Origin of the sequence: Thalassobius vesicularis, assembly GCF_004799325.1 — a bacterium.
GTDB lineage: Bacteria > Pseudomonadota > Alphaproteobacteria > Rhodobacterales > Rhodobacteraceae > Thalassobius > Thalassobius vesicularis.
This window is the reverse complement of the sequence record NZ_SSMD01000005.1, coordinates 121,033-134,629: the sequence shown is the minus strand read 5'-3', so window position 1 is coordinate 134,629 and position 13,597 is coordinate 121,033. Positions and strand designations below refer to the sequence as shown.

At 64.9% G+C, this 13,597-nt stretch carries 10 protein-coding genes; 5 read left to right on the top strand and 5 right to left on the bottom strand.

What is annotated here, in order from left to right:
• The first annotated feature begins 8 nt into the window (after positions 1 to 8).
• The gene (gene kynA, locus E7681_RS11665; protein WP_136339478.1) at positions 9 to 845 is read left to right on the top strand and encodes a tryptophan 2,3-dioxygenase; all 837 of its coding nucleotides are present in this window, start codon (positions 9 to 11) and stop codon (positions 843 to 845) included.
• Between the two features lie 73 nt (positions 846 to 918).
• Here kynA and E7681_RS11660 read toward each other — a convergent pair whose 3' ends face one another.
• Positions 919 to 1,521 (bottom strand): TetR/AcrR family transcriptional regulator, encoded by a 603-nt coding sequence (locus E7681_RS11660; protein WP_136339477.1) that lies wholly within the window; start codon positions 1,519 to 1,521, stop codon positions 919 to 921.
• A 97-nt stretch (positions 1,522 to 1,618) separates the two neighbouring features.
• On the opposite strand from E7681_RS11660, the gene E7681_RS11655 reads away from it, so the two are divergent.
• From E7681_RS11655 to E7681_RS11645, 3 genes are all read left to right on the top strand, one after another.
• The gene (locus E7681_RS11655; RefSeq protein WP_136339476.1) at positions 1,619 to 2,080 is read left to right on the top strand and encodes a (2Fe-2S)-binding protein; all 462 of its coding nucleotides are present in this window, start codon (positions 1,619 to 1,621) and stop codon (positions 2,078 to 2,080) included.
• A gap of 3 nt (positions 2,081 to 2,083) precedes the next feature.
• Entirely contained in the window at positions 2,084 to 4,324 is a 2,241-nt protein-coding gene (locus E7681_RS11650; RefSeq protein WP_136339475.1) for a xanthine dehydrogenase family protein molybdopterin-binding subunit, read from the top strand.
• A gap of 131 nt (positions 4,325 to 4,455) precedes the next feature.
• A complete protein-coding gene (locus E7681_RS11645) occupies positions 4,456 to 7,098 on the top strand; it encodes a Hint domain-containing protein (RefSeq protein WP_136339474.1) in 2,643 nt (880 codons plus the stop codon).
• On the opposite strand, the gene E7681_RS11640 is transcribed toward E7681_RS11645, so the two are convergent.
• The 4 genes from E7681_RS11640 to E7681_RS11625 all read right to left on the bottom strand — a co-directional run bounded on the left by E7681_RS11640 (position 7,095) and on the right by E7681_RS11625 (position 10,911).
• A complete protein-coding gene (locus E7681_RS11640) occupies positions 7,095 to 7,871 on the bottom strand; it encodes a gamma-glutamyl-gamma-aminobutyrate hydrolase family protein (protein WP_136339473.1) in 777 nt (258 codons plus the stop codon). The genes E7681_RS11645 and E7681_RS11640 overlap by 4 nt on opposite strands.
• Before the next feature lie 115 nt (positions 7,872 to 7,986).
• Positions 7,987 to 8,415, bottom strand: coding sequence for a GlcG/HbpS family heme-binding protein (locus tag E7681_RS11635; RefSeq protein WP_136339472.1), 429 nt, complete (start codon positions 8,413 to 8,415; stop codon positions 7,987 to 7,989).
• 65 nt (positions 8,416 to 8,480) lie between these two features.
• Positions 8,481 to 10,619, bottom strand: coding sequence for a malate synthase G (locus tag E7681_RS11630; RefSeq protein WP_136339471.1), 2,139 nt, complete (start codon positions 10,617 to 10,619; stop codon positions 8,481 to 8,483).
• 127 nt (positions 10,620 to 10,746) lie between these two features.
• On the bottom strand, positions 10,747 to 10,911 hold the full coding sequence (locus E7681_RS11625; protein ID WP_136339470.1) for a DUF2256 domain-containing protein: 165 nt from the start codon (positions 10,909 to 10,911) through the stop codon (positions 10,747 to 10,749).
• 128 nt (positions 10,912 to 11,039) lie between these two features.
• On the opposite strand from E7681_RS11625, the gene pepN reads away from it, so the two are divergent.
• Complete coding sequence (gene pepN / locus E7681_RS11620; RefSeq protein ID WP_136339469.1) at positions 11,040 to 13,592, top strand: aminopeptidase N; 2,553 nt, start codon at positions 11,040 to 11,042, stop codon at positions 13,590 to 13,592.
• The last annotated feature ends 5 nt before the right edge of the window (positions 13,593 to 13,597 follow it).

Genomic DNA, 13,597 nt, shown 5'->3' with positions numbered 1-13,597 from the left:
GCAAACCGATGACCAACACCCCCTACAACCCCGCTCAGGAAGGCGCGCAGATGCAGTTCGACGGCCGCATGAGCTATACCGACTATCTGCAGCTGGACCCGATCCTCAGCGCCCAGCACCCCCGCTCGGACGCCCATGACGAGATGCTGTTCATCATCCAGCACCAGACCTCGGAACTGTGGATGCGCCTGGCCCTGCACGAGCTCACCGCCGCCCGCGCCACACTGCAAAAGGGCGACTTCCGCCCGGCCTTCAAGATGCTCTCGCGCGTGGCGCGCATCTTCGAGCAACTGAACTCTGCCTGGGACGTGCTGCGCACGATGACCCCGTCGGATTACACCCGCTTCCGCGCCGCTCTCGGCCAAAGCTCGGGCTTTCAGTCGCATCAATACCGGCTGGTGGAATTCATCCTCGGCAACCGCAATCCTGCGATGCTTGCCCCGCACGCCCACCGGCCCGACCTTCTGGCGCAGCTCGAACAGGAACTGACCCGCCCCTCGCTCTACGACGTCGCCCTGTCGCATCTGCATCAGGTCGTCCCCCTGCCCGACGCCATCCTGACCCGCGACGCCGCCCAGCCCTACGCCCCCTCGCCCGAGGTCACACGCGCCTGGGCCCATATCTACGAGGCGTACGAAAATCACTGGGAACTGTACGAACTGGCTGAAAAACTGGTCGACCTCGAAGACTATTTCCGCCGCTGGCGCTTCAACCACCTGACCACGGTCGAGCGCGTCATCGGCCTCAAACGCGGCACCGGCGGCACCAGCGGCACCTCCTACCTGCGCCGCATGCTGGACACCCAGCTGTTCCCCGAACTGTGGGAACTGCGCACCACGCTCTGACTTCTTCTTTTTGAAAATATCCCGGGGGAGTCGTTGAAAATCTTCGGATTTTCAACGGCGGGGGCAGCGCCCCCTACCCGGCCAACGCCCGCGCGAACATCAGCGCCAAGCGCGAGATCGACGCCTTGTACTCGCTCACCCCCGGCAAGGACGCCTTCACCCCGTGCAGCGCGCTCAGCATCGTGCGGGCCACAGGCAAGGCCTCGCCGCCCAACCCGGACAAGTTCACCCGCCCCGCCCGCTCAGCCCGCGCCAGCCAGTCCGCGTAAATCTCCGCCAACCGCGCTTCGCCGGCGGCGATGATGTCCTCGGTATGGGCGTATTTCGTGTCCAGCAATTCCTGCCCGTGCGGCGAGGACAACAGCGCCTCGAACACCGGCCCGGCCTGGGTGTGGAACGCACGCTCCAGCGCCTCGGCGGGCGACAGATCCAGCGCCAGAACCTCGCTCACCTGCGCTGCGGCCATGTCGTAATACCCCTGCGCAAGCGAGCGAAAGATGTCTTCCTTGTTGCGGTAATGCAGGTACAGCGACGCGCGCGACATCCCCGCCCCGCGCGCGATGTCCTCCATCGAGGTGCGCCGGAACCCGTACAGGCGAAACGCCTCGAAAGCGGCGGCCAGAATGGCCTGCTGCTTGGCGTCGGTCCCCGGAATTTTCGCTGCGATCTCTTGCATTTGCACAAATTGACAAAATTCCGCAAAAACGTCAATTGACATTAATGACACTTTCACTAGATTTTGTCAGAGCGTCAACTCACGCACGGAGGAAGCCATGCCAACCACCCTGACGATCAACGGCCAGACCCATCAGGTCGACCTGCCCGACGATGTCCCCCTGCTGTGGGTGTTGCGTGACGAACTGGGCCTGACGGGCACCAAATACGGCTGCGGCGTCGCGGCCTGCGGGGCCTGCACCGTGCAGATCGACGGAGAGGCTGTGCGCTCGTGCCAGACCTCGCTGGGTGATGTCTGGGGCGAGGTGACCACGATCGAAGGGCTGGGTGCCCCCGATGCCCTGCACGTGCTGCAAACGGCCTGGGTCAAGCATCAGGTCGCGCAATGCGGCTACTGCCAGTCCGGGCAGATCATGCAGGCCGCCGCGCTGCTGGCCACGAACCCGGCCCCCTCGGACGCCGAGATTGACGAGGCGATGCAGGGCAACCTGTGCCGCTGTGGCACCTACCCGCGCATCCGCGCCGCCATTCACGACGCAGCCAAGATGATGGAGGCCTGATCCATGGCAAGCCTGGGAAAACTGACGCGCCGCGCCTTTCTGATCGGCTCTGCCGCCATTGCCGGGGGCGTGGCCTTTGGCGTCTACAAGGTCAAAACCCCGTCGCCGAACCCGCTGATCCCCGCCGAGGGCGAGGCGGTGCTGAACCCCTACATCATCATCGACCAATCCGGCGTCAGCATCATCACCCCGCGCGCCGAGATGGGTCAGGGCGTCCACACCACCCTGGCCGCGCTGGTCGCCGAAGAGTTGGACGTGGACATGGCCGAGGTCACCACCCGCCACGGCCCCGCCGCGCAGGCCTATTTCAACGGCGCGGTTCTGGGCAGTTCTCTGCCATTCAAGGAATACGCGATGAGCGAGTTCCAGCATGGTCTGGGCAACCAGATCGGCCAGGTCGGCAAGCTGCTGTCGCTGCAGATCACCGGCGGCTCAACCTCGACCGTGGACGCGTTCGAGAAGATGCGCGCCGCCGGGGCCTCGGCCCGCGAGGCGCTGAAACTGGCCGCCTCGCAGCGGCTGGGCGTCCCCGTGGCGCAGCTGAAAACCGAAAACGCCCATGTCATCGCCCCCGATGGCAGCCGTTTGTCCTATATCGAGCTGGCCCCCACGGCCGCCCAGTTGGAGGCGCCCCAAGTGCCGCTGCGCCCGCGGGAGCAATGGAAACAGCTTGGCCGCTCGATCCCGCGGGTGGATATGCTGGCAAAGTCGACCGGCACCGCGACCTTCGGACTGGACGTGCGCGTGCCCGGCATGAAATTCGCCGCCCTGCGCGCCAATCCCCACCTGAACGGCGCGATGCAGCGCTTTGACGCCTCGGACGCAAAAGCGATGCCCGGCGTCGAAGGCGTCTATGATCTGGGCGACGCCATCGCCGTTGTGGCCCGCAACTCCTGGCTGGCTATGCAGGCGGTCGAGGCTGTCTCGGTCGATTGGGCCGCCTCGCCGCATCCGGCAACCATGAAGGAGATTGACGCCCGCATCCGCGCCGCGCTGAACGACAGCGCGAACTCGACCCTGCGCGATGATGGGGATGCCGATGTGCTGCCCGCCGGGTCCACCGAGATTACCGCCGAGTACCACCTGCCCTACCTGCCCCACGCCACGATGGAGCCGATGAACGCGACCGCGCTGTTTGACGGCGATCAGCTGACGATCTGGGCGGGCAATCAGTCGCCGATCATCGTGCGCGACAAATGTGCGAAAATCGCCGGGCTGTCCTCGGACGCAGTCACCGTCCACACCACCTGGATGGGTGGCGGGTTCGGACGGCGCGGGGAAGTCGACTATGCCCAATACGCCACCCGTCTGGCCGTACAAATTCCGGGCGTTCCCGTACAACTCATGTGGTCGCGCGAAGAGGACATGACCCACGATTTCTATCGCCCCGGCGCGATGGCGCGCTTTCGTGGCGCGGTCAAGGATGGCAAGGCTGTTGTGATGGACGGCCATATTGCCGCGCAATCCGCGATGGTGCAGGCCGGGGGGCGCATGATGGGCCTGCCGATGGGCGGCCCCGACAAGATCCTGGTCGAAGGCGCCTACGATCAGCCCTATCGCATCCCGAATTACCGCATCCGCGGCCATATCGCCGATCTGGACCTGCCGGTCGGCTTCTGGCGCTCGGTCGGGGCGTCCTACAACGGATTCTTCCACGAGACCTTTATCGACGAGCTGGCCCATGCCGCCGGCCGTGATCCGCTGGAGTTCCGGCTGGAGCTGATGCGCGACGAAGACCCCATCTCTGCCGCCGTGCTGGAGGCCGTGCGCGACATGTCCAACTGGACAGGCAAGACCGCCGCCAATGTCGGGCGGGGCGTGGCCTTTACCTGGTCCTTCGGCACCCCCGTCGCCGAGGTGATCGAGGTCGTCGACGAGGGCGGCACAATCCGCATCGCCAACGCCTGGATCGCGGCGGATGTCGGCATCGCGCTGGACCCGTCGATCGTGCAGACCCAGATGGAGGGCGCGCTGATCTACGGTCTGTCCGCAGCACTCCACGGGCAGATCACCTTTGAACAAGGGGCCGCGCAGCAGCTGAACTTCCCGGATCAGGACGCCTTGCGCATCCACACCACCCCCCGGATCGAGACGCGCATCCTGCAGAACAAGCCGCATATCTCGGGCATCGGGGAACCCGGCACGCCGCCGTCGATGCCTGCGCTTGGCAATGCCCTGTTTGACCTGACGGGGACCCGTGCGCGCAAACTGCCGCTGGCCGACCAATTCCCGCTGCTGACCTGAGGCCGCCCCCGACTGCTTTGCTTGCCCGAACGGTGGAAGTGCCGTAAGGTGTTCCCCAAGCGTCCGACAGATGACGCAAACAAGTCAGAGTAGTAGGGGGCATTTTCCGCCCCACAGGCAGGAGCAGTCACATGCCCACCGGATACCTCATTTCCTTGGGGGACGGGTCGCTGGATTCCGGCGACACGCTGGGCACATCAGCCTACAGCTTCTCGACGGCTTCTGTCATCGGCACCGGCTCTGTCAGTTTCACCGGAGAGTTGTACCGCCATTACAACGTCTCCGACTACAACCTGACCGGCACCTATTACGAGGCGACCGACGGCAACGTCTATTTCGTGCCCAGCACCTTTCCGCGCCGGATGAACAGCGCCGAGGTGAACGATCACCCGCAATATCCGCCCGCAGACGGGATTGTCGAAGGCACCGGCGGCGATGATGTGATCGACGGCTCGTATCTGGATACCGACGGCGATCAGGTCGATAGCGGTCAGGGCACCGGCCCGGCTGGCATGGGGGATTCCATCGCGGCCGGGGATGGCAACGACACCGTTGATGGCGGCGCCGGGGATGACACGATCTCGGGCGGGGGTGGCGCGGACTCGATCCTGGGCGGCGAAGGCGACGACAGCATTTCAGGCGACGGGATCAATGACGCCAGCGCGACCTCGGAGTCGCTGAACTGGAGCGATGCCGGCGCGGACGAAGAGGACATCTCGGGCGGGTTCACCCAAAGCACCGGAGTCATGGACGTCACGGTCGGCTTTACCGATGACGGCAACTCGACCGGCATCACGGTGGAAAGCACCGGCTCCAACTATGTCGGCACGGGCGAGCCGTTCGACCCGAACTCGACCCTGTCGCTGACCGGCTCGGGGGTGGGCGACACCTCGACCACGACGATCACCTTCGACACCAACCAGCCCGACAGCTACTCGGACAACGTCGAGAACGTCACCTTCCGCATCAACGACATCGACGGGTCGGCCAACAGCTGGCAGGACATCATCACGATCACCGCCATCGACGCCAACGGCAACCCGGTGACGATCCAGCTAAGCGGCAATGGCGACGACAACATCAACGGTAACGTCATCACCGCGACGCTGACGCCGAACTACTTCACCGATCAGAACGGCTCGGTTCTGGTGACGATCCCGGGGCCGGTGCATTCGATCACCATCCATTACGGGAACGGCTACGGCAACGGACAGGCGCTGGCGATCTCGGACGTGCATTTCGACACGATCCCGCTGACCCCCGGCGACGACACCATCGACGGCGGCGCGGGCGACGACTGGATTTCCGGCGACGGCGGCGCGGATAGCCTGATGGGCGGCGAAGGCAGCGACACGCTGATCGGCGGCGACGGCAATGACACGCTGGCGGGTGGCGCGGGGGGCGACCGCCTCAGCGGCGGCGCGGGCATGGATTTCCTGGACTATTCCGAGTCCGACGCAGGCGTGAACATCGACCTGGGCGCAGGCACCGCCAGCGGCGGCCACGCGACCGGCGACACGCTGGCAGGCGGGCTGGACGGCATCATCGGCTCGGACTGGGACGACACGCTGGTCGGCTATGACGGGCAAGGCGCGGACTGGACCAACGTGTTCTACGGCGGCGCGGGGAACGATTACCTCGACGGTGCGGGCGGCGACGATTCCCTGTACGGTGGCACGGGCGACGACACAATTCTGGGCGGCGCGGGCAGTGACGTGATCGAGGGGGGCGACGGCGACGACCTGATTGACGGCGGCACCGGCGACGACAATATCGACGGCGGCGCAGGCGCGGACACGATCGAAGGCGGCGACGGCAGCGACGTGATCGAGGGCGGCGATGGCAGCGACGTGATCTCGGGCGGGGCCGGCAGCGACATCCTCAGCGGTGGCGCGGGCGACGACACCCTGACCGGCGGCGCAGGTGCGGACATCCTGACAGGCGGCGCAGGCAATGACGCGCTGTTTCTGGGCGGCGGCGACATCGCCCAGGGTGGCGAGGGCGACGATGTCTTTCACATAACCGGCGGCGGCGGCACGATCACCATCGACGGGGGCGAAGGCGGCGAAGGCGATGGCGACACGCTGGATTTCGGCGGCACCATCGACTGGGGCTCGATCAACTACACCAGTACCGACCCCGGCAACTTGGCCGGCTCGGTCACCCTGGCAGACGGCACCGTCGTCACCTTTGAAAACATCGAGTCGGTCGTCATCTGCTTCAAGGCCGGCACCCGAATCCAAACGCCCCACGGCCCAAGGGCGATCGAGACCCTGCGCGCGGGCGATCTGGTGATTACCCGCGACAATGGCGTCCAGCCGGTTCGCTGGGCGGGCCGTCGGCGCGTTCCGGGCACCGGCGAATTCGCCCCGATCCGGTTTGCGCCCGGCACCTTTGGCAATGATCGGCCCCTGTTCGTTTCCCCGCAGCACCGGATGCTGCACCGCTCGGCCACCGCGACGCTGCTGTTCGACACGCCCGAAGTGCTGGTCGCCGCACGGCATCTGGTCAACGGGCGCTCGGTCCGGCAGGTGGCGAAGGACGAGATCGACTATGTCCACATCCTGTTCGACCGGCACGAAATCATCTTTGCCGAGGGCGCGCCCAGCGAAAGCTTCCACCCCGGCCAATACGGCCTGAACGGCGTCATGGGCGCGGCCCGAGAAGAGTTGTTCGCCCTCTTCCCCGAACTGCGCGCCGATCCTGATAGTTTTGGTGATACCGCCCGCCGCTGCCTGCGCGAATACGAGGCGCGGCTGCTGCACCCGGCTTAGGCGCTTTTCAGCACCCGCCCGGATTTGCGCGCGGCCCAGTCATGCACGGCCTGCCCGAAAGCGGTGAACAGCGGGCGTGAAACCGGATCATTCGCCGCATCCCATTCCGGGTGCCACTGCACCGACATGGTAAAGCCCTTGGCCCCCTCGACATAGATCGCCTCGGGCGTGCCATCGGGGGCATATCCGTCGATGACGATGCGGGCGCCGGGTTGCTTGATCCCCTGCCCGTGCAGCGTGTTGGTCATCACCTCTTGCGCGCCCATCAAGCGATGGAACGGCCCGCCTTCGGTGAAGCGCACCTTGTGGCGCAGGGCGAACTTTTCCTCCAGCGTGCCATCCGGCGGCATCCGGTGATTCATCCGGCCCGGCAGATCGCGGATCTCGGGGTACAAAGAGCCCCCCATCGCCACGTTCACCTCTTGAAAGCCACGGCAAATCCCCAGAAAAGGCTGCCCCCGCTCCACGCAGGCGCGAACCAGCGGCAGGGTGATGGCATCGCGGTTGCGATCGAACGCCCCATGCGCGGGCGTCTCGGCCTCGCCATATTCCTCAGGGTGGACGTTCGGCCGCCCGCCGGTCAGCACGAAACCGTCGCAGGCCTCCAGCAGTTCGGCCACGTTGACATAGCGCGGGTCCGAGGCGATCAGCATCGGCAGGCAGCCAGACACGCACGAGACCGCCTCAGTATTCATCACACCCCCGGCATGCACCTGATAGGTGTCATTGATCAGATGGTGATTGCCGATGATACCAACGATGGGACGGGTCATGTCGCGCCTATTCCTGCCTTTGTCGCCCAGTTTATATGCAATAAAAGGGTTACAAAACAAGAAACCTGCGCGGTGACGCACAGCCAGCCGCCGTTTGCCTTGGTTTTGCGCAGGCTCACGCCTCGCCGACCAGACCCGCCGCCTCGATCCCGGCCAGCGCCGCAATCGCATCATTGTCCGAGGTATCGCCGGTCACGCCAACCGCGCCCAGGATCGCACCCTTCTTGTCGCGCACCAGAACACCGCCCGGCACCGGCACCACTTGGCCGCCATAGACGCCGTTCACAGCCGCCATGAAATAGGCCTGCGCCTCGGCCCGCGCCATCTGCGCCTTGCCCGCCATGCCCAGCATTACGCAACCATAGGCCTTGCCCTGCGCGATTGCGAACCGCCCCGGCGCCGCACCGTCGCTGCGCTCGAATGCGATGACATGACCACCCGCATCCAACACCACCGCGCTCAGCGGCTTCATCCCGGCCTCGCGCCCCTTTTCCAGCGCCTTGCGGATCATGACCCGCGCCTTGCTCAACGAAATCCCGGCCATCGCCTCATCCCTTCTTCTTTTTCCAAATATCCTGCGGGGGTCTGGGGGTGCAAAACCCCCAGTTCTCAGTCCGCCGCCTTCAATTCCAGCCGCCGCTGATGCAAGACCGGCTCGGTATAGCCCGAAGGCTGAACCCGCCCCTTGAACACCAGATCACAGGCCGCCTGAAAGGCAATCCCGTCAAAGCCCGGCGCCATCGGCCGATACAACGGATCGCCCGCGTTCTGACGGTCCACGACGGCCGCCATCTTGCGCATCGCGGCCATCACCCGCTCTTGGCTGACCACACCGTGATGCAGCCAGTTCGCCAGCGCCTGCGAGGAAATCCGGCACGTCGCCCGGTCCTCCATCAGCCCGACATCATGGATATCCGGAACTTTCGAGCACCCGACACCCTGGTCCACCCAGCGCACCACGTAGCCCAGGATGCCCTGCGCGTTGTTCTCGATCTCGCGGGTGATTTCCTCGTCGCTGAAGTTGCGCCCCGTCGCGACCGGGATCGTCAGCAGATCGGCCAGCGTGCCGCGCGGCCCGCCTGCCTTGATCTCGGCCTGACGCGCCTTCACGTCGACCTTGTGATAATGCGTAGCATGCAGCGTGGCGGCGGTGGGCGACGGCACCCAGGCGCAGTTCGCACCCGCCATCGGATGGCCGATCTTGGCCTTCAGCATGTCCGCCATCATGTCGGGCATCGCCCACATGCCCTTGCCGATCTGCGCCTTGCCCTGCAGGCCGCAAGCCAAGCCGATATCCACGTTGCGATCCTCGTAGGACAGGATCCACGGGGTGGTTTTCATCTCGCCTTTCGGCAGGAACGGCCCCGCCTCCATCGAGGTGTGAATCTCGTCCCCCGTCCGGTCCAGGAACCCGGTGTTGATGAACGCCACCCGGTGCTTTGCCGCCCGGATGCATTCCTTCAGGTTGGCCGAGGTCCGGCGCTCTTCGTCCATGATGCCCAGTTTGACGGTGTATTGCGGCAGGCCCAGAATGTCCTCGACCTTCGAGAAAATCTCGTCCGCAAAAGCCACTTCTTCCGGCCCATGCATCTTGGGCTTCACCACATAGACCGAACCATGCAGCGAGTTGCGCGCGCCGTCGGTCTTGCGCAGGTCATGCATCGCGATCAGCGTCGTGCACAGCGCATCCATCAGCCCTTCGCCGATCTCGTGCCCGTCGCGGTCCAGCACCGCCGGGTTGGTCATCAGGTGCCCCACGTTGCGCACCAGCATCAGCGAGCGCCCCTTCAGCACCAGCGGCTGCCCGTCCGCCCCGGTAAAACTCAGGTCAGGGGCCATGCGGCGGGTCATCGCCTTGCCGCCCTTCTCGAAGGTCTCGGTCAGGTCGCCCTTCATCAGGCCCAGCCAGTTGCGATAGGCCAGCGCCTTGTCCTCGGCATCCACGGCGGCGACTGAATCTTCGCAGTCCATGATGGTGGACATGGCGGATTCCAGACGGATGTCCGAAATGCCCGCCGCGTCACCGCTGCCAATCGGGCTAGTCGGGTCGATGTCGATGACGATATGCAGCCCGTTATGGCGCAGCAGGATGGCCGTCGGTTTGGCCGCGTCGCCCTGGTAGCCCAGGAACCCCTCGGGCTGCGCCAGTTCCGGCACCAGCTTTCCGCCCTCGACCGCGATACCCGCGATCTGCGACCACGAGCCCGAGGCCAGCGGCACCGCATCGTCCAGGAACTGACGGCCCCAGGCGATCACGCGTCCGCCACGCCCGGCGTCATAGCCCTTGCCCGTCGGCAGATCGCCCAAGGCGTCCGTACCATAAAGGGCGTCATACAAAGACCCCCACCGCGCATTCGCGGCATTCAGCGCAAAGCGCGCGTTGGTGATCGGAACCACCAGTTGGGGGCCGGGAACCTCGGCGATCTCGGGGTCGACACCCGCGGTTTCGATCTGGAACTCCGGGCCTTCGGGCACCAGGTAGCCGATCTCGTTCAGAAACGCGGTGTAGGCGGCGGCATCATGGGGTTTGCCGCGATGCTTGACGTGCCAATCGTCCAGTTTCTGCTGAAACGCTTCGCGCTTTTCCAGCAAGGCTCGGTTCTTCGGCCCCAGCTCATGCGCCAGCGCAGACAGGCCAGCCCAAAAGGCATCGGCCTGAACGCCAGTGCCCGGCAGCGCCTCGCCCTCGACGAAGGCAACCAGCTGTTCCGCCACCTGAAGCCCGTATTTTTCGATCCGGATCGTCATCTCGTCCCCCTGATTTCCCTGAGTCGTGTTTCTCAATAGAACGGAAGTTTCCTATAGGCAACAAGAGTGGTCAAATAATATTACCAATTTAGCCGAAGATGCTTCAAAAATCTTAAAACAATCCCGCTCATGTGCCGTTTCGCGCGGTTCCGCGCGCCTGCCGGCACCGGTCCGAGCAATAGCGCACCTCATCCCAGACCTTCGCCCATTTTCGCCGCCACGCAAACGGTCGTCCGCAGGTGACGCAGATTTTCGTCGGCAAATCCGCTTTCTTACGCTGTTTCACCGGCATTCCCCCCATTCTGGCCCGTTCACAGCAGATCTAGCCGCAACCCGCGCCACGAAAAGGGATGCGCATCCGCCATTGAAGCCCCCTGCCCGGCGTCCTAACGTCTGGCCGACACCAGACCGGAGACCACGATGAAAGACGCCGCACCGCAGACGATCTACCTGTCCGACTACCAGCCCTTCGGGTTCATCGTGGACTCGGTGCACCTGACATTCCGTCTGGCCCCGACCGCGACGCGCGTCATCAGCCGGATCGCGTTCCGGCCCAACCCGGCGGCGCAATCGCGCGACTTCTTTCTGCATGGCGAGCAGCTGAGCCTGATTGACGCGAAACTGGACGGGGCCGCGGTCTCACCAGAGCTGACGCCGACCGGCCTGCGGCTGGACGTCCCCGACGCTCCGTTCGTGTTCGAGACCGAGGTCGAGATCAGCCCCGAAACCAACACCGCGCTGGAAGGGCTTTACATGTCCAACGGCATGTACTGCACACAGTGCGAGGCCGAGGGCTTCCGCAAGATCACCTATTACCCCGACCGTCCCGACGTGATGAGTGTTTTCACCGTCCGCATCGAGGGCGACCTGCCTGTCCTTCTGTCCAACGGCAACCCGGTGGCGCAGGGCGACGGCTGGGCCGAATGGCACGACCCCTGGCCCAAACCGGCCTACCTGTTCGCGCTGGTTGGAGGCGAATTGCTGAACCACCCCGACACATTCACCACCAAATCCGGTAAGCCAGTCGAGCTGAACATCTGGGTCCGCCCCGGTGACGAGGATAAGTGCGCCTTTGGCATGGAGGCGCTGAAGAAGTCCATGAAATGGGACGAAGATGTCTATGGCCGCGAATACGACCTCGATATCTTCAACATCGTCGCGGTGGACGATTTCAACATGGGCGCGATGGAGAACAAGGGGCTGAACATCTTCAACTCCTCCTGCGTTCTGGCCTCGCCCGACACCTCGACCGACATGAATTTCGAGCGGATCGAGGCGATCATCGCGCACGAGTATTTCCACAACTGGACCGGCAACCGCATCACCTGCCGCGACTGGTTCCAGCTGTGCCTGAAAGAGGGGTTGACGGTGTTCCGCGACAGCCAGTTCACCGCCGACATGCGCTCGGCCCCGGTGAAGCGGATCAGCGACGTCATCCAGCTGCGCGCCCGCCAGTTCCGCGAGGATAACGGCCCGCTGGCGCATCCCGTGCGCCCCGAGAGCTTTGTCGAGATCAACAACTTCTACACCGCCACCGTCTACGAAAAAGGGGCCGAGCTGATCGGGATGCTGAAGACGCTGGTCGGGGACGAAGCGTACGAAAACGCGCTGAATTTGTACTTCGACCGCCACGACGGCGACGCCGCCACGATCGAGGATTGGCTACAGGTGTTCGAGGACGCCACCGGCCGCGACCTGAGCCAGTTCAAACGCTGGTATTCGCAGGCCGGCACCCCGCGCCTGTCGGTCAGCGAGGAGTATGCCGACGGCACCTATACCCTGACGTTCCGCCAGTCCACGCCGCCCACGCCCAGCCAACCGGTCAAAGACCCCCGCGTGATCCCCATCGCCGTGGGCCTGCTGAACCCCAATGGCGACGAGGTTGTCCCAACGACCGTGCTGGAGATGACCGAGGCCGAGCAGAGCTTTGCCTTCGACGGGCTGGCGGTGCGTCCGGTGCCGTCGATCCTGCGCGGCTTCTCGGCCCCGGTGATCTTGCAGCGAGACACCACGAACGAGGAACGCGCCTTTCTGCTGGCCCATGACACCGACCCGTTCAACAAGTGGGAATCCGGCCGTGCGCTGGCCCGCGACGGGCTGCTGCACATGATCCGCGACAGCGCCGCGCCCGACATGGCCTATCTGGAGGCTCTGACGGCCGTCGTGCGCGACGATGCGCAAGACCCGGCCTTCCGCGCGTTGGCGATGGGCCTGCCCAGCCAGGACGATCTGGCTCAGGCGCTGGTCGATCTGGGCGAGATCCCCGATCCGCAAGCGATCTGGCAGGCGCTGGAAACCCTGCGCCAGGCCACCGCCCAGCACATGCAAGACCTGCTGCCCCGGATCTACGCGCAATACCAGGTGGACGCGCCCTTTCAGCCCGATGCCGAGCAATCCGGCGCGCGGGCGCTGGCGAATGCGGCACTGGCGCTGCTGAGCCGACTGGACGGCGGAGCCCAAGCGCAAAAGCAATATGACGCGGCCGACAACATGACCCAGCAACTGGCCGCCTTTGGCTGCCTGCTGTCGGCGGGCAAGGGTCAGGCAGCCACGAAAGCCTTCTATGAGCGGTGGAAACACGACCGGCTGGTGATCGACAAATGGTTCACCATGCAGATCGTGCAGGCCGACCCCGATCAGGCCGCCGATGTCACCGCCGCGCTGACGCAGCACCCCGACTTCACGATGAAGAACCCCAACCGGTTCCGCGCCACCCTTGGCGCACTGGCCATGAGCCCCGCCGGGTTCCACCACGCCAGCGGTAAGGGCTATGCGCTGCTGGCCGACTGGCTGATCCAGCTGGACCCGCTGAACCCGCAGACCACGGCGCGGATGTGCTCGGCCTTCGAAACGTGGCGGCGCTACGATGCGGACCGGCAGGCGCTGATCGCGACACAGCTGGACCGCATCCTGGAAATCGACACCCTCAGCCGCGACACCCGCGAAATGGTCGAACGTATACGAAAGGCGTAACTGCC